Below are 23,141 nucleotides of genomic sequence, written 5' to 3'. Positions count from 1 at the left end.
CAACACCCCCGTCCGCAACCGCTGTCGACCGGAGGTCCCCCGTATGTCCGCCGCCCCCGATCCATCGCCGTCGCTCTCGTCGGCCCTTCCCCAGCAGGACGAGGAGCGGCGGCTGCGCGAACTCGGCTACCGGCCGGTGCTGGCCCGCCGCATGGGCGGCTTCGGCAACTTCGCGATCAGCTTCTCGGTGATCTCGGTCCTGTCGGGCTGCATGACGCTGTACGGCTTCGGCCTGAACACCGGCGGCCCCGCCGTGATGCTGTGGGGCTGGGCGGGCGTCGGCCTGTTCGTCCTCTGCGTCGGTCTCGCGCTCGCCGAGGTCACCAGCGCCTATCCGACCTCGGGCGCGCTGTACTACATGGCCGACCGGCTCGGCGGCCGGCGCTGGGGCTGGTACACGGGCTGGCTGAATCTGCTCGGTCTGCTCGGTGCCATCGCCGGTATCGACTACGGCGCCGCCCTGTTCACCGGGGCGTTCGCGAACCTCCAGTGGGGCTTCACGCCGACGCCCGGCCGAACCATGCTGATCTTCTGCGCCATCCTGCTGCTGCACGCGGTGCTGAACCTGTTCGGCGTCCGCCTGGTGAGCCTGCTCAACTCCGTCAGCGTCTGGTGGCACCTGGCGGGCGTCGCGGTCATCGTCGGCGCGCTCGCGATCGTCCCCGACCACCACCGGTCGGTGTCCTTCGTGTTCACGAAGTTCGTCGACGAGACCGGCTGGCACAACCCGGTCTACGTGGCGGCGATCGGCCTGCTCCTCGCGCAGTACACCTTCTCCGGCTACGACGCCTCCGCGCACCTGTCCGAGGAGACCTCGCAGGCCTCGGTGTCCGCGGCCAAGGGCATCGTGCGGTCCATCTGGGCGTCCTGGCTCGCCGGCTTCGTCCTGCTCGCCGGGCTGACCTTCGCCATCCAGGACTACGACGCGACGCGCACCACCGCCACCGGTGTGCCGCCCGCGCAGATCCTGCTCGACGGCCTCGGCTCCGACGGCGCGAGCGCCCTGCTGCTGGTCGTGATCATCGCCCAGCTCTTCTGCGGCAACGCCGAGGTCGCGGCGGCCAGCCGGATGGTGTTCGCGTTCAGCCGGGACGGCGCGCTGCCGGGCTCGCACCTGTGGCGCAAGGTGAGCGGCCGCACCCAGACGCCGGTCGCCGCCGTGTGGCTCGCGGTGATCGTCGCCTGTGTGCTCGCCCTGCCCTCGCTGTACTCGGCGACCGCGTACAACGCCGTGACCGCCATCAACGTCATCGGCATCACGCCCGCCTACGCCATCCCGGTGCTGCTGCGGCTGCGCGCGGGCGACCGGTTCCGGCCTGGGCCGTGGCAACTGGGCCGCTGGAGCAGGCCGATCGGCTGGATCGCGGTGATCTGGGTGGCCGGTGTGACGGTGCTGTTCTGCCTGCCACAGGCCTCGCCGGTCACCGTCGACACGATGAACTACGCCTCGGTGGCGCTCGTCGCCGTCCTGGTGCTGGCGAGCGTCTGGTGGTACGTCGCCCGCCGTTCGTACGGCACGCCCACCACCGCGGCGTACGGCGACGACCGCGACCAGGCCGAACTCGCGGAGGGCATCATCTGATCCGCCCGCCCGCGGGGCACCGGTCCGGGTACGAACTGGTGTTCCGGATACGGCAGGATGAACGATCGTGCCGGTCACCGCAGTTCGGGGCCGGCGCGCTCGCACATCCCGCACATCGAGCAGGTGATCACGTGACGCGTCCTCCCCACCCCGCAGCCGCCGCGAGACCCGGAGGTGACCGGTGAACCGCGCGCTGACCCTGGACGACCTCGTCCTCGCCGGCATCTCGCTCGCCGCGGGCCTGCTGCTCGCCTTCCTGTCGCGCGCGGTGCTGCGCTGGCTCGCCAAGCACGCCAAGCGGACCAAGTGGAGCGGCGACGACGTCATCGTGGACGCGCTGCGCTCGGTCGTGCCGTGGGCGGCGATCGCGGGCGGCGCGGCGGTCGCGGCGGCCGCACTGCCTCTGACCCACACGGTCCAGCACCACACCGACCAGGTCCTCCAGGTGTGGCTGATCTTCGTGGTGACCCTGTCCGCGGCCCGGGTGATCGCCGGCCTGGTCCGCACGGTCACCCAGTCCCGCTCGGGCGTGGCGGGCTCGGCGACCATCTTCGTCAACATCACCCGCGTCCTGGTCCTCGCGATCGGCTTCCTGATCGTCCTGCAGACGCTCGGCATCTCCATCGCGCCCCTGCTCACCGCCCTGGGCGTGGGCGGTCTGGCGGTGGCCCTCGCCCTCCAGGACACGCTCGCCAACCTCTTCGCGGGCATCCACATCCTGGCCGCCAAGACCGTCCAGCCGGGCGACTACATCCGGCTCAGCAGCGGCGAGGAGGGCTATGTGGTGGACATCAACTGGCGCCAGACGACGGTCCGCCAGCTCTCCAACAACCTGGTGGTCATCCCCAACGGCCAGCTCGCCAAGGCCAACATGACCAACTTCACGCGCCCCGAGCAGCGGCTGACGGTGCTGGTGCAGGTCGGGGTGGCGTACGACTCCGACCTGGAGCACGTGGAGCGGGTGACCTCGCAGGTCGTCGCGGCGACCATGCGCGAGGTCCCCGGAGCGGTCCCGGAGCACGAGCCCGCCGTCCGCTTCCACACCTTCGGCGACTCCCGCATCGGCTTCACGGTGATCCTCGGCGTCGGCGAGTTCAGCGACCAGTACCGCATCAAGCACGAATTCATCAAGCGCCTGCACCGCCGCTACCACGAGGAGGGCATCCGCATCCCGGCCCCGGCCCGCACGGTGGCGCTCCAGCAGGGAGCGGTGGTGATTCCGCAGCAGCGCAGCGGGGATGACGTGATCCCGGCAGCCATGGAATAGCGCATACGTTCGACACAACGGAAGCGTCCCGGCCGGCGGCACCGGGAGATCGGAAAACGCCGGCCCGATCGCGGACCCCTGTCGAGCCGACCCCGATCACGAGATATCTTGATGTCGAGCAATGTTGCAGACGTGGAGCGGAGCACCCGGTGACTGACTCGACCATCATCTACACCTACACAGACGAGGCCCCGGCCCTGGCGACGCATTCGTTCCTGCCGGTGATCCAGGCGTACGCCTCGCAGGCCGGTGTGCCGGTCACGACGCGCGACATCTCGCTGGCCGGGCGCATCATCGCCCACTTCCCGGAGTACCTGACCGAGGACCAGCGCATCCCCGACGCGCTGGCCGAGCTGGGCGAGCTGGCCAAGACCCCCGCGGCCAACATCGTCAAGCTGCCGAACATCTCGGCGTCCATCCCGCAGCTGAAGGCCGCCGTCGCCGAGCTCCAGGGCAAGGGCTACGCGCTGCCGGACTACCCGGACGACCCGAAGACCGACGAGGAGCGCGAGATCCGCGCCCGCTACGACAAGGTCAAGGGCTCCGCCGTCAACCCGGTGCTGCGTGAGGGCAACTCCGACCGCCGCGCCCCGGCCTCGGTGAAGAACTACGCCAAGACCCACCCGCACCGCATGGGCGCCTGGACCGCCGAGTCCAAGACGAACGTGGCGACGATGAGCGAGAACGACTTCGCCGCCACCGAGAAGTCCGCGGTCATCGCCGAGGACGGCACGCTCCGCTTCGAGCTGGTCGGCGCGGACGGCACCGCCACCGAGCTGCGCGAGCCCCTGAAGGTCATCGCGGGCGAGGTCGTCGACGCCGCCGTGCTGCGCGTCGCCTCGCTCAAGGAGTTCCTCGCCGCGCAGGTCGCCCGCGCCAAGGCCGAGGGCGTGCTGTTCTCCGTGCACCTGAAGGCCACGATGATGAAGGTCTCCGACCCGATCATCTTCGGCCATGTCGTCCGCGCCTTCTTCCCGAAGACCTTCGCGCAGTACGGCGAGACGCTGGCCGCCGCCGGCCTGTCCCCGAACGACGGCCTCGGCACCATCCTGGGGGGCCTGGCGAACCTGCCCGAGGGCGACGCGATCAAGGCCTCCTTCGAGGCCGAGCTGGCCGACGGCCCGGCCCTCGCCATGGTCGACTCGGACAAGGGCATCACCAACCTGCACGTGCCGTCCGACGTGATCGTGGACGCCTCGATGCCGGCGATGATCCGCACCTCCGGCCACATGTGGGGTCCCGACGGCCAGGAGGCCGACACCCTCGCCGTCCTGCCGGACCACAGCTACTCGGGCGTCTACCAGGCCGTCATCGAGGACTGCCGCGCCCACGGCGCCCTCGACCCGTCGACCATGGGCTCGGTCCCGAACGTCGGCCTGATGGCGCAGAAGGCCGAGGAGTACGGCTCCCACGACAAGACCTTCGAGATCCCGGCCGACGGCACGGTCCGCCTGGTCGACGCGGCCGGCAACGTCGTCCTGGAGCAGGCCGTCGCCAAGGGCGACATCTTCCGCGCCTGCCAGACCAAGGACCTCCCGATCCGCGACTGGGTCAAGCTGGCCGTCACCCGCGCCCGCGCCACCGGCGACCCGGCGGTGTTCTGGCTGGACGAGACCCGCGGCCACGACCGCGTGATCATCGAGAAGGTCAAGGCGTACCTGCCCGAGCACGACACCGAGGGCCTGGACATCAAGATCCTCTCCCCGGTCGAGGCCGCCAAGCTGTCGCTGGAGCGCATCCGCCGCGGCGAGAACACCATCTCGGTGACCGGCAACGTGCTGCGTGACTACCTGACCGACCTCTTCCCGATCCTGGAGCTGGGCACCAGCGCCAAGATGCTGTCGGTCGTCCCGCTGATGGCGGGCGGCGGCCTGTTCGAGACGGGCGCCGGCGGTTCCGCGCCGAAGCACGTCCAGCAGCTGGTCAAGGAGAACTACCTGCGCTGGGACTCCCTGGGCGAGTTCTTCGCCCTGGTGCCGTCCTTCGAGCAGTACGCCGAGGCCACCGGCAACGCCCGTGCCAAGGTCCTCGCCGACACCCTCGACCGCGCCACGGCGACCTTCCTCAACGAGGACAAGTCCCCGACCCGTCGCGTCGGCGGCATCGACAACCGCGGCAGCCACTTCTACCTGTCCCTGTACTGGGCGCAGGAGCTGGCCCGGCAGACCGACGACGCCGACCTGGCCAAGGCCTTCGCGCCGTTCGCCGAGTCCCTCGCGGCCGACGAGCAGAAGATCGTGGACGAGCTGAACGCCGTCCAGGGCAAGCCGGCCGACCTCGGCGGCTACTACCAGGTCGACCAGGCCAAGGCGGACGCGGTCATGCGCCCGTCGGCCACCTGGAACGCGACGCTCGCGTCCCTGAGCTGACCGCCCACGGCGGCCGGCCCGCCGTGCCGCACTCCGCCCCGGCCGGTACCTCCCGGCCGGGGCGGAGCCGTCTCGGTGACCTGCGACCTGGTCACCCGGCCTCCGGAGTCATACGTGCCCTCCTTCGAACTGCTCCCCGGCGCCCCCGACTCGCCCGTCCTGCTGCACGTGCCGCACTCGGCGCGGGCGATCCCGGCGGACGTGCGCCGCGACATCGTCCTGGACGAGGCCGCGCTGGAGCGGGAGCTCGACCACATCACGGACGCCCACACCGCCGAACTCGCCCAGCGTGCCGCCGCGTTGGCCGGACTGACACCGTGGCGGTTCGTGAACCGGCTGTCCCGGCTGGTCGTGGACCCGGAGCGGTTCCCGGACGAGCGCGAGGAGATGGCGGCCGTCGGCATGGGCGCCGTGTACACCCGGACCACGCACCAGGGCGAGCTGCGCCGGCCGGACACCGATCCGGAGCCCCTGCTGGAGCGCTGGTTCCGGCCGTACGCGCGCGCCATGACCGAGGCGGTGGCGGACCGGCTGGCGGCGACCGGGCGGGCCGTGATCATCGACGTGCACTCCTACCCGACCGCACCGCTGCCCTACGAGCTGCACGCCGAGGGCCCGCGTCCCGCGGTGTGCCTGGGCACGGACGCCTTCCACACGCCGCCGCGGCTGGCCGAGGCCGCCCGCGAGGCGTTCGCGGCCTGCGGGGAGACGGGGCTGGACAGCCCGTTCGCCGGGACGTACGTGCCCCTGGAGTTCTACGGCGGGGACAACCGGGTCGGCGCCCTGATGGTGGAGATCCGCCGGGACACCTACATGACGGAGCCGGGCGGGGCGGCGGGGCCGGGACTCAAGCGGTTGGCCGGGGCGCTGGCCGCGCTCGTCGACACCGTCTGACACGCGTCTGGCACCCCGCCTGGAGCACTCCCGCAGGACACCGCCCCGCCCCCGTACCAGGGTGGAGTGCATGACCGAGGAGACCACGCTCACCGGCCAGGCCCCGCCGCCCGTGCGGGACTGGTCCACACCCGACCTGGACGGAACGGACTTCGACCCGTGCCTCGCCGGCCTCATGCGCGAGGGGCCGCTGACCCGGATCCGGCTGCCGTTCGGCGAGGGCTGGGCGTGGCTGGCGACCCGCTACGACGACGTGAAGCTGATCACCAACGACCCGCGCTTCAGCCGCGCCGAGGTGACGCGTCGTCAGGTCACCCGCATGGCACCGAACTTCGCTCCCCGTCCCGGCTCGCTCGCCTGGGCCGACCAGCCCGACCACAACCGGCTGCGCAAGCCGGTGGCCGGCGCCTTCACGGTGAGCGCCATGAAGCGGCTGCGGCCCCGCGCCCAGGAGATCCTGGACGACCTGGTGGACGGGGTCGTACGGGACGGTCCGCCCGCCGAGCTGATCGAGCGGGTGCTGGAGCCGTTCCCCCTCAGCGTCGTCAGCGAGGTGATGGGCGTGCCCGCCGCCGACCGGGGGCAGGTGCACGCCTGGACCCGGGAGATCATCTCCACCAACGGGGTCGAGGCGGCCGGCCGGGCCAAGGAGGGCCTGTACGGGTGGATCACCCAGACCATCCGGGCCCGGGCCGCGGGTCCGGGCGAGGACGTCTACTCGATGCTCGGCGCGGCCGTGGCGCGCGGGGACGTCCGGGAGGAGGAGGCCGTCGGGCTCGCCGGACCGCTGCAGATCGGCGGCGAGGCCGTCACGAACAACTGCGGCCAGATGCTGTACCTGATGCTGACCCGGCCGGAACTGATGGAGCGGATGCGGGCGCGTCCCGACGCGCGCGGCCCGGTGCTGGACGAGTTGTTCCGGTGGATCCCGCACCGCAGCTCGGTCGGGCTGTCCCGGATCGCGCTTCAGGACGTGGAGATCGCCGGCCACCGGATCGCCGCGGGCGAGCCGGTGTATGTCTCCTACCTCGCGGCCAACCGCGACCCGGCCGTCTTCCCCGACCCTGACCGCATCGACCCCGACCGCGAGCCGAACCCGCACGTGGCGTTCGGCAACGGCCCGCACTTCTGCACCGGAACGCTGCTGGCCCGGCTGCAGACCGAACTGCTGGTCGACACGCTGCTGGAGCGGCTGCCCGGACTGCGGCTCGCCGTGCCGCCGGAGCAGGTGCAGTGGCGGCACCGGACGATGATCCGCGGCCCGCGGACGCTGCCCGTCACCTGGTCCGGCTGACCGCGCGGGCCCGGGTTCAGGCCCGCAGCCACTCGGTGACGATCACCTCGGCGCCGGTCCGCAGCCTGAGGGCGAACGGGCCGGCCGGGGGCGTGTCGCTGGTGAAGCGGCCGAGCGTGTCGACCATGACCGGGCGGGCGGTCTGCGGGCCGCCGAGCACCTCGATGCGCGCCGACCCCGCCGGCATCACCTGCCCGATCAGCCCGCCCTCGGTGACCTCGACGTCCACGGTCACCTCGCCGGACCGGAACGTCAGCATCCGCGGCGGATCCGTGACGCCCCTGATGGGCAGCGCGTCCACCAGCGAGTCGAAGGTCAGCTCGGCGATCTGCGCGTCCAGGTCGTGCAACGCGTAGGCGTCCAGCGCCAGTTGGCGCAGAATGTCCGGGACAGGGTCCAGGACGGCGGCCGCCTGCCGCAGCTCCTCCTCCAGCAGCGCCATCGCGAACCCGCCGTCGCCCGCGTCCTCGTCGGACGGCACGCCCTCGTCGTCCGCGCCCGCCGGGGCGAAACCGTCCGCTTCGTCCGCGCCCTCCGGGGGCACGCCGTTGCCGTCATTGCCGCTCATGCCGCACCTCGTGCGTCCATTCGCGCCCGCAGCCGGCGCAGACAGCGCTGGCGCAGAGGCCCGATACTGCCGACCGCGATACCGAGCGCGGCCGAGATCTCCACATAGCTGGGCGGCGGGGACGAGACCAGCACGCGCAGCAGCTGCCGGCAGCGCTCGCCCATCCCCTCCAGCTCCTGCCACAGGCGGCGCACCCGCTCGGCACGGTCCGCCGCCTCCTCCGAGTCGATCAGCGACTCCTCCGGTGTCCGGTCGTCGCTGGCCCGGTCCAGCACCTGCGGATCGTCCGTCAGGGTCAGCCGCGTCAGGCTCTTGAGCACCTTCAGGCACTCGTGCCGGGCCGTGCTGGCCAGCCAGGAACCGGCCTTGTCCGGCTCGCGGATCCGCCCCAGGTTCTGGGCGAAGCGGAACCAGACGGTCTGGTAGACCTCATGGGCGTCCGCGTCGGAGAGCCGGTGTGCGCGCACCACCGACCACACCAGCGGACTCATCCCCTCCACCAGCGCCTTCCAGGCCGCGGCGTCCCCGTCGACGGCGGACTGGACCAACCCCCCGACCTCTGTACGGTCCACGGCTCCACCCCTCGTGTACGGCACGTCATCGTACGCCGTGGAGTGGAGCGTTCCGGACCTCATACCGGTACCGCCGGGTCGACGACGGCGGCCGGACGCCAGGTGGGCGGCCTGAGCACCGGGACGCGCGCCCCGCGCACCTCCGCGCTGGCGGTGGCCGCCGCGAGCAGCGCGTCACGGGCGGCGCGCGGGTCGCGCTCCCCGTACGCCGTCATGTGCGCGGCGACGAGGCCCGCGACGACCGGGGTGGCGAACGACGTGCCGCTCCACTGCGCGAGACCGTCGAACATCACCTGGTGCGGCTTGGCGCCGGTGCTCTCCCGGCTCTCGCTCAACGCGCCGGTGTGGCGCGGGAACTGGCAGGTGCAGGCGTAGTCGTAGTCGAACCGGCAGGCCTCGTAGGTGGAGTGCTGGTAGACGTACGGCACGGGCGTGTCGAAGCCGGTGAGGGCGCTGGTGAGGCGCTCGCCCGGGGCGAAGACCTGCACCCAGGGCCCGTGGTTGCTGAAGCAGGCCTCGCACTCCCCGTCCGCGCTCAGCGCGCCGACCGACAGGACGCTGTCCCGGTACGCGGGCAGGCCGGCGTAGGCGGCGGGCCAGAACGGCGCGTGCCTGGAGTTGTTCCCGGCGGCGGCCACCAGCAGGGTGCGCTGCTCGCGCAGTTCCGCCATGAAGGCGTCGAGGCCGATGAGGCCGTCGGTGACGCCCTCGGTGGTGGTGCCGGCGGAGAGGCTGATGATGTCGGGCCAGCCACCGTCGTCGACCGCGTCGAAGAGCCGGGCGCCGAACTCCGACTCCAGGATGGCGCCCGCGTCGCTCAGCGTGTTGCGGACGGTCATCTCGGTGTGGGGCGCGACGGCCGCGAGGATCCCGGCGATGAACGTGCCGTGGCCGACGTACTGGCGCAGCACCCCGTCGGCGTCGGTCTCGGCCGGCTGGTCGTCGCCCGTGGTGTGGGCGAGCGGCGGGTAGGCCGCGTGGTCGTGCACGAGGCCGGTGTCGATCACGAGGACGCCCACGCGGCCCTCGTCGCTCCGCGCGCCGTGCCGGTCCTCGGCGACGGCCGGGTTGGCCTGCCGGGTGCGTGCGACGGGCACCGGCTCGTCGCCGGGGCAGGCGTTGACCGCGATGTGCACCACGTGGTTGCGGCTCACCAGCCGCCGGCCGTGGCGGCCCTCGGCCTCGCGCAGGGCGCGCAGGGCGTGCGGCACGGCGTCGTCGCCCTCGGCAGGGTCGCCGATCCGGATACGGGTGACGCCGGTGCGGTTGGTCTGCGGGCCGTCCCGGCGCACATGGTCGGGGACGAGCCCCGCGGTCACCGTGAAGTGGGCGCGCACGGTGTCCTCGACGAGCCGGGCCTCCTCGCCGTCCCTGGCGAGGACGACTCCCCGCTCGTACAGGAAGTGCCCGGAGTCGTCCGGACCCATCGCCAGGGCGGTGCCGGGCATGGACCGCTGGATGTGGTCGAACTGCTCGTGGAAGCGCTGTGGTGCCATGGTGTCTCCTCCCCCGACAAGACGGTGCTCGACAGTGAGAGTCCCGAGCACACCGTCTGATACAGCTGGCCACTACCATGCGAGACGTGACGCCGGGAAGCGAGTCAGTTTCCGAATTGCTGCCCCTGGTCTTCGCCGACCCGGGCGAGGCCCGGGCGCGCGCGGAACAGGTGCTGCGAGCCGGACCGCCGCCGCTGCACGCCAGCGTCGCCCACCAGGTCCTCGGCATCTGGCAGCGGGACTTCGGCGACCTGCGGATCGCGCTCGGGCATCTGCGCCGCGCCCGGGACCTCGCCGCCCGCGCCGACTCGGCCGACCGGGAGGCCGACGTGCTCGCCACCCTCGGGGTCGCACTGGTGCACGCGGGGCGCACACGGCAGGGGCTCACCTCCTTCGAGCGCGGGGTCGCCCGGGGCAGCGGACACACCCGGGCCCGGGTGCTGTACCGGCGGGCGTACGTGTGGTGGGTGCTGGGGCATCACCGCGAGGCGCTGGAGGACGTACGGCGGGCGCTGCCGGTGCTGCGGCAGGTCGGCGACGACATCTGGACCGCGCGGGCGCTGACCCTGCGGGCCACCGTGCACCTGGCGCTCGGCGCGGTGGACCGGGCCGTCGCGGACTTCACGGCGGCCGAGCGGCTGTGGGACACCACCGGCCAGGAGCACGACAAGGCCGACGCGGTGGAGAGCCGCGGCCTCGCCGCCTTCCGGTCCGGGGACATCCCGGCCTCGCTGCGGCTGCTGGACGAGGCCGAGGAGCGCTACGCCAAGCTCGGCACGCCGACGTACATGCTGTCCATCCGGCGCTGCGAGGTGCTGATGGCGGCCGGCCTCGCCCCGGAGGCGCTGGCCGAGGCGGACGCGACGATCGCGCTGCTGGACCGGATCGGCGGGCAGTCCACCCGCAAGGCCGAGCTGCTGCTGGCGGCGGCGCGCGCGGCCCGCTCGGCCGGGGACCCGCACACCGCCGTGGCCCGCGCCGCCGTCGCCGTACGGCTGTTCGCGGCCCAGCGGCGGATGTGGTGGGAGACGCATGCCCGGCTGGTGCTGATCGAGGCCCGGGTGGCGGCCGGGCGCAGCTCGGGGCGCCTGGTCGCGGACGCGGCCGCGGTCGCCGAGAAGCTCGCCTCCTTCGGTTCGCCCGCCGCGCCCGAGGCCTCGCTGCTCGCGGGCCGGATCGCGCTCGCGCTGGGCTGGACGGCGGACGCCGAACGACACCTGGCGGTGGCCGCGCGCAGCCGGCACGGCGGGCCGCCGCCGGCCCGGGTGACGGGCTGGGCCGCCCAGGCGCTGCGGGCCCGGGCCGCCGGGTCCCGGCGCGGAGTGCTGGAGGCCTGCCGGCGCGGCCTGGACGTGCTGGACGACCACCGGATGACGCTCGGCGCCTCCGAGCTGCGTGCCCGCACGACCGCGCAGGGCGCCGAACTGGCGGCGCTCGCCCAGGAGGTGAGCCTCGCGCAGGGCGGCCCGCGGCGGCTGCTGGAGTGGAGCGAGCGCTGGCGGGCCACGGTCCTGTCCACGCCGCCGACCCGGCCGCCGGCCGACCCGGCCCTGCTCAGCGGCCTGACCGCCTACCGGGAGATAGCGGCCCGCGCGGAGGAGGCCCGCATGGAGGGCCGCCCGGTGCCCGCGCTGGAGCGGGAACAGCGGCGTCTGGAGCGGGAGATCCGCTCACGTACCCACCACATCCGCGGCGCCGCGTCCGACGAGGGGGACCGCTTCGACACGGTCCGGCTGCTGGCGCGGCTCGGCGACGCCCGCCTGGTCGAACTCGCCGTCGTGGACGGCCGGGTGCACATCCTGCTGTGCGGGCAGGGCCGGGTACGGCGGTTCGCCGGCGGGGCGCTGACGGAGGCGCTGGCGGAGGCCGAGTACGTCCAGGCGGGGCTGCGCCGGCTCGCCCACCCCGGCGCCGAGGCGCGGCTGCCGATGGTGGAGGCGGGCGGGCGGCGGCTCCAGGAGCTGCTGCTGGGCGGCGCGGCCGAGCACCTCGGCGGCGCTCCCGTGGTGATCGTGCCGCCGGGCGCGCTGCACCGGGTGCCGTGGGCGCTGCTGCCCGCGCTGCGCGAGCGGGTGCTCAGCGTGTCGCCGTCGGCGAGCAGTTGGCTGCGCGCCCGCGAGACCGAGCCGCCGCCGGGCGGCCGGCACGTCCTGGTGCGCGGCCCCGGCCTCGCCACCGGCGGCGCGGAAGTGCCGGAAGTGGCCGACCGGTACGGCACGGCGACGGTGCTGGAGGGCGACGGTGCCCAGGTCCCCCGGGTCCTGGAGCACCTCGACGGCGCGGCGCTCGCGCACCTCGCGGCGCACGGCACGTTCCGCGCGGACAGCCCGCTGTTCAGCAGCCTGCGGATGGCCGACGGCCCGCTGATCGTGCACGACTTCGAGCGCCTCGCCCGCAGCCCGTACCGGATCATCCTCTCCAGCTGCGACACCGCCCGCCTCGCCTCGGTCGGCGCCGACGAACTCCTCGGCCTGGTCACCGCGTTGCTCCCGCTGGGCACGGCCGGTGTGGTGGCGAGCAGCGCCCCGGTCAACGACGCGGCGGTGGTCCCGCTGATGCTCGCCCTGCACAAGGGTCTCGACACCGGCCTCTCCCTGGCCGAGGCCCTGCGCGACGCCCGCACGACCCTGCCGAACGACCCCCTCCACCAGGCGACGGGCTGGGCGTTCGCGGCCTTCGGGGCGGCGTGAGGACCGCTGGGGCCTGTCGGCCCCCAGGGGTGTCTTTTGGATCAGGCCGGCCGAGACGAACGGTGCGGGTCGGCCGACCCGAGCGGGGTCGTGGGGCCCCTCCCGCGCGAGCGAAGCCGAGCGTGGGGGAGTCGGCGAGTGACGACAACCCGGCTGGGGGTGCCCCCTCTGGGGGAGGGCGTGCCAGACCCCGCGACGCCGGGATGATCCAAACGATACTCCCTAGGCCGAGACGCACTCCGGCAGTTCGACCAGCCACGGCAGTGCGCCGCGGTCGCCCGTGCCGAGGCGGGTGTACGCGCTGTACAGGTGGTTGCCCACCGTCCGCACGGACAGCGTCAGCCGCTCGGCGATCTCGCGGTTGCTCAGCCCAGCCGCGGCGAGGGTGACGATCTGCCGTTGCCGGGCGGTCAGTTCGCCGAGCACGAGTCCGTCCAGCGCGGGCGTCCGCGCCCCCTGGCAGTGGCGTGCGAGCGCGACGGCCCGGGTGCGGGAGAGCCGTGCCGCCCGCGGATCCCGGTGCGCCCGTACGGCCTGCGCGTACGCCTCGGCCGCGAACAGCAGGAACCCGCGCTCCTCCAACGCCTCGGCGGCCCGGTCCAGTCCGCCTCCGTCACCGCGCCGCAGCGCGTCGGCGTGACGCGCGAACACACTCCCTTCGGGCAGCCGCCCCACCGCCCGCCCGGGCTTCCCCGAGCGCACCGCCGCATACACGGCGAACACACCGTCCGAGTCATGGGCCGCCAATTCACTGTCGGTCAGCCGGAGTTCCGCCTCGCAGGCGGCATCACCCGGCGTCTCCCGCACCCCCTCGCGCGCCCAGGCGGCAGCGTCCCGTACCTCGCCCCGCAGCCGCGCGAACCGCGCCCGTACGGCGGCGTATCCGGCCGGGACCGGCATGCCCTCCGCGACCAGCCACTCCCCCACCGGGGTGGGCACCGGCCGGACGTCCAGCCGCTCGATCCCCCGTGCCAGGGCGCGCCGTTCGGCCTCCAGTGCGGGGCCGAGGTCGCGCGGCGCACGCGTCAGCCGGCGGGCGCGCAGCCGGCCGGTCACGGCCCGCAGGGCCGGGCCGTGCAGGGGGTGGGCGAGGGTGACGGCCGCCGCCCGGTCGTCGACCTGGATCAGGCCGTCCTCCTCCAGTCGTTCCAGGGCGTCGAGGTCGAGGCCGTCCAGCGGCAGGGCGAGCGGCTCGGCGAACGCGAGGCGTTCCAGCGTCTCCCGTTCGCCGGGGCCGGAGCGCTCCAGCAGCGGGACGAGCCGTTCGCGCACGGCCGGGGTGACCGGCAGCGGGCCGCGCCCGCGCTGCTCGCCGGTGCCGGGAAGGGACGTCAGCAGGCCGGCGCCGGCCGGCGCGGCGACCAGGTCCCGCAGCAGCCGCAGATCGCCCCGGCACACTCCGTGCAGGCGGCGCACGGTGAGCGGTTCCAGCCCGCTGGGGGCGAGGAGCTGCACGACGTCCTCGTACGGCAGCGGCGCAAGGGCCAGCCGGGGCAGCAGTTCGCCGGTCCACAGCCGGGAGACCGCGCCGGGCGTGGGCACCCCGTCCACCGCGGCCACGACGAGCCGGGTACGCCCGTGCACGGCGAGCTGGTGGACCAGGGCGGCCGAGGCCTCGTCCAGCAGATGGGCGTCGTCCAGGACGAGGAGCCGTACCCCGGACAGGATCTGGACCGCGCGCTGCGGCGAGACGGCGTCGGGCAGCAGGTGCGCGAAGGCGGCGAAGGGCAGCTCCCGGGCCTCGGGCGTGCCGGTGACCAGGGCGTGGTCGGTGCCCCGGACCGCCTCCGTGATCAGCCGGGTCTTTCCGTGACCGGCCGGGCCGGTCACCACGATGCCCCGGCGGCCGGCCGCCCATGCGCCGCGCACCCGCTCCAGCTCGTCGTCGCGGCCGGTGAACGGCCAGGGCGGCCGAGGGGTCGTCGCGTCCTGTTCGTAAGTCGTCACATCATCAGGAGCGCGCGTACTCAGCTTTGATACAGGGTGACTTGAGTAGACCCCGACTCAGGCGCCCGGCCGCGGCCGACGGGCAGTCTGGGCACATGACCCGACGCCTGTGCTCGCTACCACGGCAGCCGGTCCCGGACTTCGCACCGGGGCTGACAGCCGAGCGGCTGGGCGCGCTGCTCGCCGGGCGGCGGATGTGGGTCAACGGCACGGTCCTGCACTACTGCTTCTACGAGCACGGCTCCGACGCCTCCGTGATCCCGGTTCCCGGGACCGGGGAGCTGCGCCGGGTGCCGTGGGCCGGTGGGGAAGCACAACGGGACGCGGTTCGCGACTGTCTGCGCGAGTGGCAGGGGCTCGGCATCGGTGTCATGTTCACCGAGGTCGGCGACCGGCACGAGGCGGAGCTGCGGATCGGGTTCCAGCATGGCGGTGGTTCCTGGTCCGCGGTGGGCCGGGAAGCGCTGTCGGTCGGCCGGGGCGAGCGCACCATGAACCTGGGATGGGATGTGACGGGGCCCCAGGAGCGCGGCACGATCCTGCATGTGATCGGGCACGCGCTCGGCATGGTGCACGAGCACCAGAGCCCGTACGCCGGGCTCCACTGGGACGACGAGGCCGTGTACGCCGAACTGGCGGGCCCGCCGAACTTCTGGAGCCGGGAGACGACGGACACCAACGTCCTGCGCGCGCTCGACGCGGGCGAGGCGAGCGGATCCGTGTGGGATCCGCAGTCGGTGATGGCGTTTCCGTTCGGGCCTGGGCTGGTGCTGGAGCCGGAGCAGTACCGCGGGGGACTGCACCCCTCCGGTGCTCCGTCCCCGGCCGACAAGGAGTTCGTGCTCCGCTGGTATCCGCCGGCCGGCCCGGCCGCTCCGACCGCGCTGGTGCCGTTCCGTTCGGCGCCGCTCGGGCTCGGACCGGGCGAGCAGGCCGACTTCACCGTCGAGCCGCCGGAGACCCGCGAGTACACCGTGGGCACCTTCGGCGACGCCGACACCGTGCTCGTGGTCTTCGAGGAGCGGGAGGGGGAGCCGCGTTTCCTCGCGGGGCACGACGACGGCGGCAGTCCGGACAACGCCGCCGTCCGCGTCCGGCTCGTGAAGGGCCGCCGCTATGCCGTCCGGGTCCGGTCGTACTCGACCTGGGGTTCGGGAGAGACAGCGGTCATGTGCTGGTGACGGCACGGGGACGACGACAGCCACAGTCCGGCGCCGGGGGAGCGGCCGCGGACGTCACCCACGGGGGAGGTGACGTCCGCGGCCGCGCCGTTTCTCCGCCGCACGGCGTGCTTCACCCGGCGTGCTTCACTCGGCGTGCGTCATGAGGCGGCCCGTTCGCCCAGGGCCGCGTCCGGGTGGGTGAGGCCCAGGTGCTCGCGCAGGGTCGTGCCCTCGTAGTCGGCGCGGAACACGCCCTGTTCCTGGAGGAGCGGGACGACCTGGTCGGCGAACGGGTCGAGGCCGCCGGGCGTGATGTGCGGGACGAGGATGAAGCCGTCGGAGGCGTCCGCCTGCACGAACTCGTTGATGGTCCGCGCGACGGTGGCCGGGGAGCCCACGAAGGTCTGCCGGTTGCCGGTGTTGATGACCAGGTCGCGGATGGACCACTTGTTGGCCTCGGCGAGCCGGCGCCACTCGCGGGCGACGGCGACCGGGTCCCGGTACATCCGCACCTGGGCGCGGCCCCGCGAGATGTGCTCCTCCCCCACCAGCGGGTCGACGTCGGGCAGCGGGCCCTCCGGGTCGTACGCCGACAGGTCGCGGTTCCAGACGAACTCCAGGTGCTTGAGGGCCGTCGCGCCGCTGACCTGCAACCGGCGTACCTCGTGGGCGAGTTCGGCGGCCTCCGCGTCGGTGTCGCCGAGCACGAAGGTCGCGGCGGGCAGGATGAGCAGGTCGGCGGGGCGGCGGCCGTACTTCGCGAGGCGGGACTTGACGTCCGTGTAGAAGGCCTGGCCCTCCTTCAGCGTGGAGTAGCGGCTGAAGATGGCGTCCGCGTCGGCGGCGGCGAACTCGCGGCCCTCGTCGGAGTCGCCCGCCTGGAAGATCACCGGGCGGCCCTGCGGGGAGCGGGGCACGTTGAACCGGCCGTGGATGTCGAAGTGCTGCCCCCGGTGGACGAAGGAGCCGGCCCGGGCGTCCGTGAGGAAGGTGCCGGTGGCCTGGTCGGCGAGGATCTCGTCGCCGTGCCAGGAGTCGAAGAGCTCGTGCGCCGTGGTGAGGAACTCCTTGGCGCGGGAGTAGCGCTCGTCCTGCGGCAGGAAGCCGCCGCGGCGGAAGTTCTCGCCGGTGAAGGCGTCCCACGAGGTGACCACGTTCCAGGCGGCGCGGCCGCCGGAGAGGTGGTCGAGACTCGCGAACTGACGGGCCACCTCGTAGGGCTCGTTGAACGTGGAGTTGATCGTGCCGGTCAGCCCGAGCCGGTCGGTGACGGCGGCCAGCGCGCCCAGCACGGTGAAGGTGTCCGGGCGGCCGACGACGTCCAGGTCGTAGATCTCGCCGCCCTGTTCGCGCAGCCTGAGTCCCTCGGCGAGGAACAGGAAGTCGAACTTGGCGCGTTCGGCGGTCCGCGCGAAGTGCGCGAAGGAGCTGAACTCGATGTGGCTGCCGGCGGCCGGGTCGCTCCACACGGTGGTGTTGTTGACGCCGGGGAAGTGCGCGGCCAGGTGGATCTGCTTCAGGGGCTTGCTCATGGCGGTGTCGGTCGTCCTCTCCGGCTGCTCAGGCGGACACGGCGGCCGTGGCGGACACGGCGGTCGCGGCATAGCGGTTGGCGGGGCGGGCGAGGCCCAGCAGGCCGCGCAGGGTGCCGGCCTCGTAGGCGCTGCGGAACCGGCCCCGGCGCTGGAGCTCGGGCACCAGGTCACGGCTGACGCGGGGCAGGTCGTGCCCGGCGACGGCGGGCCGCAGCCGGAACCCGGTCAGCCCGGCGGCCGCCAACTCCTCCAACACGTCGGCGAGTTGTTCCGCGGTCCCGGTGAAGACCGGGGCGTCACTCGTGTACGGCGCACCCGCGAGCCCGTCCAGCCGCTCCCGCCGGGCCTGTGCCTCGGCCCGGGTGTCGTCCAGGAGGACGACCAGGTCGCCGAAGACGTGCAGGGTGTCCCCGGCCCGGCCAGCCGCCTCCTGTTCGGCGCGGATCTCGGCGACGATGGCGCGGGCCTCGTCCGCGTCGTGCGGGGTGACGTAGCCGACGTCGGCCTGCCGGGCCACGAGCCGGTACGGCACCGTCCCGTGAGCCAGCGCGGTGACCAGGGGCTGGCCCTGCGGCGGGCGGGGGGTGATCGAGGGGCCCTTGACGCTGAAGTGCCGGCCCTCGAAGTCGATGTAGTGCAGCTTGTCCCGGTCGACGAAGCGGCCGGTCGCCACGTCCCGGATCTCGGCGTCGTCCTCCCAGCTGTCCCAGAGCCGGCGCACCACCTCCACGTGGTCGGCGGCCTCGGCGAACAGCTCGGAGACGATCTCCCGCGCGGCCGGGCTGTCGTAGGACTCGATCCGGCCGACGGTGCGGCGCCCGAAGTGGGCGGCCTCGTTCGGCCGGCCGCTGACCTGCACGCGCAGACCGGCGCGGCCGGTGCTGACGTAGTCGAGGGTGGCGATCGCCTTGGAGATGTGGAACGGCTCGGTGTGCGTGGCAACGACGGTCGGGACCAGGCCTATGTGCCGGGTGAGCGGGGCGACCCGGGAGGCGATGAGCACCGCGTCGAGCCGGCCGCGGACCTGGTCGGTGCGGTCGTCGGGATCAAACAGGTGCGAGGACTGCGGGCCGAGGCCGTCCTCGATGGTCACGAAGTCGAGCAGGCCGCGCTCGGCCTCGGCGACCAGGCCGGCCCAGTAGCCGGCGGTGAACAGGTCCCGGGGGCGGGCGACCGGCTCGCGCCAGGAGGCCGGGTGCCAGCCGGTGCCGTCCAGCGCGACGGCAAGGTGGAGGGGAGAAGCGGTGGTTGGGGACACGTCGGTGCCTTCCTTGACGTCCGTACGAGGGTGGGGCACGGCGAACACCGGCTCGCGGGGCCAGGCGTCGGCGAGGGCCGGTGCGGCAGCGGAGAACCCGGGCCCGGAACGGCCCCGGGAGAAGGTCAGTGACGACAGAGCGCGGCGGACACGCGCTGGAGATCTATGTGCGGCCGGGAGTGGAGACGGACGGACCGGTACGCGTGCGGGGCGCGCGGCGGGTGTACGCGTGTCACGGCCGTCACCTCCGTACGTGTTGCCCGGCGATTCTCCTCGACACTCACAACGCGCCGCCGGCTTCGCTTGTTCCCGCTGTTCCCGCGCTGCGGACGCGCACGATCCGTGAGCGGCGGCGCAGGGTGAACCCGAGGGACTCGTAGAGCCGGATCGCGGGGGTGTTGTCGGCGGCGGCATGCAGGAACGGGGTGTCCCCGCGCTCCCGGATGCCCCACGCGACCGCGCGCACCAGCCGGGTCGCGAGCCCCCGGCCGCGGTGTGCGGGGTCGGTGCACACGGCGCTGATCTCGGTCCAGCCGGGCAGCCGCAGCCTCCCCCAGCCTCCGGCCGGGGGGACCCCCATCTCGCTTCGCTCCCCCGCCATCGCGATCAGCCGCCCGTCGTGCCGGATCCCGAGGTAGGTGCCCATCTCGACGGTCCGCCGCAGATACGGACCGGGCCGGGTGCGGGCGACGAGGTCGAGGATCTCGGGGACGTCGCCGGGCCCGAGCCGTACGGCCTCCGGCGCGGGTTCGGCGCGCAGCGCGGTGTCGACCAACTGCACGCCCACCCCGGCCCCTTGGAGCTGCCAGCCGTCGGGCACCCGGTCGACGGGTTTGATCCGTACGGTTGTTCCCGGCCCGACCAGGGTGCGCAGGTCGTGCCAGGCGGCCGGGTCCGCCGGGTCGGCGAGCGCGGCGAAGGCGTAGATGCCGTCGCGGTAGCGGGCGGCGCGGCCCACGCGCTCGGCGAGGCGGGCGTGCGGGCCGGTCAGGGCGGCCCAGACGGCGTTGTCGAGGCCGCCGAGATCGGTCTGCTGGAGCACGGGGGCGACGTTCCCTTTCGGCCGGCGAGGGACACGTGTCGAGTGACGCATGGTCAGGAATTGCTCAGCGGCAGGCCGGGCGGGTTGATCTCGGACGTGGGGACCGCCTCGTTGGAGAGGTTGTAGGCGGCCAGCCACTTGGCGTACTGCCCGTGCCGGATCAGGTAGTTGACGGCGTCGGCGAGCGGTTTGGCGAGCCCGCTGCCCTTCTTGGCGGTGGCCGCGATCAGCCCCTGCAGCGACTCTCCGGCACCGGAGAAGGTGCCCGCGTTGCGGGTGGCCTGCGGGGTGTTCGCGGTCTGCCGGACGCGGTAGGCGACCCCCGGGTTGGGTCCGAAGTAGGCGTCGATCCTGCCGCTGCTCAGCGCCAGGTTGACGGCGTTCTGGTCCGGGAAGTACTTGACGGTGAGCTGCTTGCCCTGCTTGGCCAGCCGGGCCTTCCACTCCAGCAGGATCTTCTCCTGGTTGGTGCCGGATCCCACGGACACCGTCCGGCCGGCGAGGTTCTCGTAGTTCCCGTCGAACGTCCAGGTGCTCTTCTTCAGCGTCTCGAACGCCAGGTTGTCCTTGCGGTAGGTGGCGAACTCGTACTTCTTCTTGCGCTCCTCGGTGTCGGTGACGTTGGAGAAGGCGACGTCGACCTTGCCGCTGTCGACACCGACGAAGAGGTTCTCCCAGGTGAAGCTCTTGACCTCGGGCTTCAGGCCGAGCACCGCGGCCACCAGCCGGCCGAGGTCGGGCTCGGAGCCGGTGAGGGTCTTCTGGTCGCTGCCCACGTAGTCGAGCGGCGCGGACCCCGCGGGCAGCGCGCCGACGCCGATGGCGAGCGTGCCGCTCCTGCGCACGGAGGCGGGCAGTTCGGCGCTGATCGACGCCACCTCGGAGACCTTCAGCGTGGTCTGCTTCGCGGCGCCGTTGGACAGCCGGCCCACGGTGACCGTGCCCGCCGCGTCGGTCGTGGTGGCGGCCTCGCTGTCGCCCCCGCAGGCGGCGAGCCCGGTGGCGAGGGTGGCGACGGCGGTCGCCGCGGTGATGCCTCGGATCAGGCTGCGTCGGAAGAGGTGGCCGGTCATGGCTGTCCTTGTCGTTCGGTGGGTGCTGGGGATCAACTGGGGTGGTTTCACAGGACCTTGGCGAGGAAATCGCGGGTCCGTTCGTGCCGGGGCCGGTCCAGCACCTGGCTCGGCGGTCCCTGTTCGACGATGCGGCCCTCGTCGAGGAAGACGATCCGGTCGGCGACCTCGCGGGCGAAGCCGATCTCGTGGGTGACGATGACGAGGGTGGTGCCGCCGGCGGCGAGGTCCTTGATGACGGCCAGTACCTCGCCGACGAGTTCGGGGTCGAGGGCCGAGGTCGGCTCGTCGAAGAGGATGACGCCGGGCCGCAGGGCGAGGGCACGGGCGATCGCGACACGCTGCTGCTGACCGCCGGACAGCTGCCGCGGATAGTGGCCGGTCCGGTCGCCGAGGCCGACCCGGGTGAGCAGTTCGCGGGCCAGGTCCCGGGCCGCCGGCCTGGTCAGCCGGCCGGTGGCGGCGGGGGCGGCGGCGACGTTGTCGAGGGCGGTCAGGTGCGGGAAGAGGTGGAAGTTCTGGAAGACGAAGCCGATCCGGCTGCGCTGGGCCAGGATGGCGCGCTCGCTCAGCTCCTTCAGCCGGCCGCCGCTGCCCCGCCGGACGCCGATCGGCTCGCCGCCGACGCTGACATGGCCGATCTCGGGCTTCTCCAGGTGGTTGACGACGCGGAGCAGCGTCGACTTGCCGGAGCCGGACGGTCCGAGGATCACCGTGACCTCGCCGGGGCGGATGGTCAGGTCGATGCCGTCGAGGACACGGTGGGCGCCGTACCACTTGTGGACGCCGTGGACGTCGACGGAGACGGGGGCGGTGGTGTGGAGGGTGGTCGCGGTGGTGGTCATACGGCGGCCTCCCGGCGCAGTCGGGCCCGGAACCCGGTGACGGCCGCGCGGGCCCTCTGCCAGGGAGTCGGCGGCAGGGTGCGCGTGGCGCCCCGGGCGACGTACCGCTCGACGTAGAACTGGACGACGGACACGGCGCTGGTCAGGATCAGGTACCAGACGGTGGCGACGAGCAGGAGCGGTACGACGTCGCCGGGGTAGGTGCTGCCCATCGTCTGCACCGAGCCGAACAGGTCGAGCAGGGACACGTAGAACACCAGGGACGTGCTCTTGACGAGCCCGATCAGCTGGTTGACGTAGTTCGGGGTGATGGACCGCAGGGCCTGCGGGAGGACGATCCGGCGGAACCGGTAGCCCCTGGGCAGACCGAGCGCGGCGGCCGCCTCGTGCTGTCCCTGGTCGACGGAGAGGATGCCGCCGCGGACCACCTCGGCCGCGTAGGCCGCCTCGTTGAGGCTGAGGCCGACGACCGCGATCGCCATGTCGGTGGCCAGCTTCGACTCGTCGAAGGTGACGAAGGCAGGACCGAACGGCACGCCGAGGCTCAGGGTCTTGTACAGGGCACTGAAGTTGTACAGGAAGATCAGCACCACGATGAGCGGCACCGAGCGGAAGAGCCAGGTGTACGTCCAGCTGACCGCGCGCAGCACGGGGCTGCCGGAGAGCCGGCCGAGTGCCAGCACGACGCCGCCGACGAGGCCGGACACCGCGCTCAGGGCCGTGACTTCGAGGGTGACGCCGAGCCCGTCGAGGACGGTGGGGCGCAGGAACCAGTAGCGGAAGCGGTCCCACTGGAAGAAGGGGTTCGTGGCCAGTCCGTGCCCGATCTGGGCGACGAGGACCAGGACGACGGCGGTGGCGATCCACCGTCCGGGCCGGTGCAGTGGCAGAACTCGCTGTGCAGTGAGGGGTTTTGACGGTGCGTCGGCGGGTGGCGCCTCGGCCAGGGAGACGGCGGCGCCTGGGGGTTCACTCATGGCGGGGCTCCGGCTTGGGTCGGCGCCCCGGTCGTCGCACGCCGCACGGGCGTGGGCCGCGACGGCGCTACGGCGCGAGGCGGCCCACGGCGGCGCACGGGACACCGGGGGCTGGGGCGGGGGCGGGGCGGACAACGGCACACGGCGGGCGGTGTGCGTCGGGAACGCGAGTGACTGGAAAGGGAGTTCAGCCGCGGCGGCGGGCGGTGCCCGGCACGGTACACAGCGCGCTGTTGACCCGGAGCAGATCGACGGCGCGGTCGGCGACGAGGAGGCCGGCGTACGACGGGACGCGGCCCTGGGGGCGGCTCAGGGCCGTCCGGGGGCTTGCGTCCATGGCGTCACCTGTCACTGTTCCGGCCCCGCGGGGCCCTCGCGCTTACCGAAATGGGTCGTTCCGGTCCGGTCGTCACCTGGGGCACCCCACCGCGCTGCGAGGGTTGCCGGTCAGCGAGCCAGGGCTTGGCGCTGACGCTCATGACCGTTCTGGCCGTCAGTTAAGGCAGCCGGCCGCAGGTATGTCAACGGCCGTCCGCCAAGTGGACGTTCGACGTCCCTCATGCACCGCT

19 protein-coding genes and 1 riboswitch are annotated in these 23,141 nt (G+C 73.2%); of the genes, 7 read left to right on the top strand and 12 right to left on the bottom strand.

Annotation, left to right across the window (positions count from 1 at the left end):
* The first annotated feature begins 43 nt into the window (after positions 1-43).
* The 5 genes from AC4OXY_RS41070 (at position 44) to AC4OXY_RS41050 (ending at position 7,406) form a co-directional block, all read left to right on the top strand.
* The gene (locus AC4OXY_RS41070; protein WP_491992255.1) at positions 44-1,582 is read left to right on the top strand and encodes an amino acid permease; all 1,539 of its coding nucleotides are present in this window, start codon (positions 44-46) and stop codon (positions 1,580-1,582) included.
* A gap of 181 nt (positions 1,583-1,763) precedes the next feature.
* Positions 1,764-2,849: a mechanosensitive ion channel family protein gene (locus AC4OXY_RS41065; protein WP_491992254.1), complete on the top strand. Its 1,086-nt coding sequence runs from the start codon at positions 1,764-1,766 to the stop codon at positions 2,847-2,849.
* A 149-nt stretch (positions 2,850-2,998) separates the two neighbouring features.
* Positions 2,999-5,218 (top strand): NADP-dependent isocitrate dehydrogenase, encoded by a 2,220-nt coding sequence (locus AC4OXY_RS41060; protein ID WP_491992253.1) that lies wholly within the window; start codon positions 2,999-3,001, stop codon positions 5,216-5,218.
* A 114-nt stretch (positions 5,219-5,332) separates the two neighbouring features.
* Positions 5,333-6,112 (top strand): N-formylglutamate amidohydrolase, encoded by a 780-nt coding sequence (locus AC4OXY_RS41055; protein WP_356038434.1) that lies wholly within the window; start codon positions 5,333-5,335, stop codon positions 6,110-6,112.
* Positions 6,113-6,182: 70 nt separating this feature from the next.
* A complete protein-coding gene (locus AC4OXY_RS41050) occupies positions 6,183-7,406 on the top strand; it encodes a cytochrome P450 (protein ID WP_491992252.1) in 1,224 nt (407 codons plus the stop codon).
* A 16-nt stretch (positions 7,407-7,422) separates the two neighbouring features.
* Here the strand turns inward: AC4OXY_RS41050 and AC4OXY_RS41045 are convergent, their stop codons facing one another.
* From AC4OXY_RS41045 to AC4OXY_RS41035, 3 genes are read right to left on the bottom strand one after another with little or no spacing between them, the layout of a single operon-like run.
* The gene (locus AC4OXY_RS41045; RefSeq protein ID WP_376291504.1) at positions 7,423-7,974 is read right to left on the bottom strand and encodes a hypothetical protein; all 552 of its coding nucleotides are present in this window, start codon (positions 7,972-7,974) and stop codon (positions 7,423-7,425) included.
* Positions 7,971-8,609: an RNA polymerase sigma factor gene (locus AC4OXY_RS41040; RefSeq protein ID WP_356038440.1), complete on the bottom strand. Its 639-nt coding sequence runs from the start codon at positions 8,607-8,609 to the stop codon at positions 7,971-7,973. Before AC4OXY_RS41040 ends, AC4OXY_RS41045 begins: the two co-directional genes overlap by 4 nt.
* Positions 8,606-10,042, bottom strand: coding sequence for a S8 family peptidase (locus AC4OXY_RS41035; RefSeq protein WP_491992251.1), 1,437 nt, complete (start codon positions 10,040-10,042; stop codon positions 8,606-8,608). Before AC4OXY_RS41035 ends, AC4OXY_RS41040 begins: the two co-directional genes overlap by 4 nt.
* An 86-nt stretch (positions 10,043-10,128) precedes the next feature.
* Here AC4OXY_RS41035 and AC4OXY_RS41030 point away from each other — a divergent pair, with 86 nt between their 5' ends.
* Entirely contained in the window at positions 10,129-12,732 is a 2,604-nt protein-coding gene (locus AC4OXY_RS41030; RefSeq protein ID WP_491992250.1) for a CHAT domain-containing protein, read from the top strand.
* 222 nt (positions 12,733-12,954) lie between these two features.
* Here AC4OXY_RS41030 and AC4OXY_RS41025 read toward each other — a convergent pair whose 3' ends face one another.
* Positions 12,955-14,679, bottom strand: coding sequence for a LuxR family transcriptional regulator AbsR2 (locus tag AC4OXY_RS41025; RefSeq protein ID WP_491992249.1), 1,725 nt, complete (start codon positions 14,677-14,679; stop codon positions 12,955-12,957).
* 95 nt (positions 14,680-14,774) lie between these two features.
* Between AC4OXY_RS41025 and absR1 the strand changes: the two genes are divergently transcribed.
* On the top strand, positions 14,775-15,860 hold the full coding sequence (gene absR1 / locus AC4OXY_RS41020) for a beta-glucuronidase AbsR1 (RefSeq protein WP_362822603.1): 1,086 nt from the start codon (positions 14,775-14,777) through the stop codon (positions 15,858-15,860).
* Between the two features lie 140 nt (positions 15,861-16,000).
* Here the strand turns inward: absR1 and AC4OXY_RS41015 are convergent, their stop codons facing one another.
* The 8 genes from AC4OXY_RS41015 to AC4OXY_RS40980 form a co-directional block, all read right to left on the bottom strand.
* Positions 16,001-17,374 carry an NtaA/DmoA family FMN-dependent monooxygenase gene (locus AC4OXY_RS41015; protein ID WP_491992248.1) on the bottom strand — a complete coding sequence of 458 codons (1,374 nt, stop codon included), beginning with the start codon at positions 17,372-17,374 and terminating at the stop codon, positions 16,001-16,003.
* Between the two features lie 28 nt (positions 17,375-17,402).
* Positions 17,403-18,635: an LLM class flavin-dependent oxidoreductase gene (locus tag AC4OXY_RS41010; protein ID WP_491992247.1), complete on the bottom strand. Its 1,233-nt coding sequence runs from the start codon at positions 18,633-18,635 to the stop codon at positions 17,403-17,405.
* A 125-nt stretch (positions 18,636-18,760) separates the two neighbouring features.
* Complete coding sequence (locus AC4OXY_RS41005; protein WP_356028542.1) at positions 18,761-18,871, bottom strand: putative leader peptide; 111 nt, start codon at positions 18,869-18,871, stop codon at positions 18,761-18,763.
* Positions 18,872-18,915: 44 nt separating this feature from the next.
* On the bottom strand, positions 18,916-19,728 hold the full coding sequence (locus AC4OXY_RS41000) for a GNAT family N-acetyltransferase (protein ID WP_491992246.1): 813 nt from the start codon (positions 19,726-19,728) through the stop codon (positions 18,916-18,918).
* A 2-nt stretch (positions 19,729-19,730) separates the two neighbouring features.
* On the bottom strand, positions 19,731-20,750 hold the full coding sequence (locus AC4OXY_RS40995) for a transporter substrate-binding domain-containing protein (protein WP_362821809.1): 1,020 nt from the start codon (positions 20,748-20,750) through the stop codon (positions 19,731-19,733).
* Between the two features lie 47 nt (positions 20,751-20,797).
* A complete protein-coding gene (locus tag AC4OXY_RS40990) occupies positions 20,798-21,595 on the bottom strand; it encodes an amino acid ABC transporter ATP-binding protein (RefSeq protein WP_491992245.1) in 798 nt (265 codons plus the stop codon).
* Positions 21,592-22,572 carry an amino acid ABC transporter permease gene (locus AC4OXY_RS40985; RefSeq protein ID WP_491992244.1) on the bottom strand — a complete coding sequence of 327 codons (981 nt, stop codon included), beginning with the start codon at positions 22,570-22,572 and terminating at the stop codon, positions 21,592-21,594. Before AC4OXY_RS40985 ends, AC4OXY_RS40990 begins: the two co-directional genes overlap by 4 nt.
* A 187-nt stretch (positions 22,573-22,759) precedes the next feature.
* On the bottom strand, positions 22,760-22,909 hold the full coding sequence (locus AC4OXY_RS40980) for a hypothetical protein (protein WP_362821806.1): 150 nt from the start codon (positions 22,907-22,909) through the stop codon (positions 22,760-22,762).
* 33 nt (positions 22,910-22,942) lie between these two features.
* Positions 22,943-23,055: riboswitch (SAM riboswitch) on the bottom strand.
* Positions 23,056-23,141: the final 86 nt, after the last annotated feature.

Source organism: Streptomyces sp. HUAS MG56, assembly GCF_058673395.1.
The sequence above is the reverse complement of the archived record's forward strand: the minus strand, read 5'-3'. Positions and strand labels throughout refer to the sequence as shown.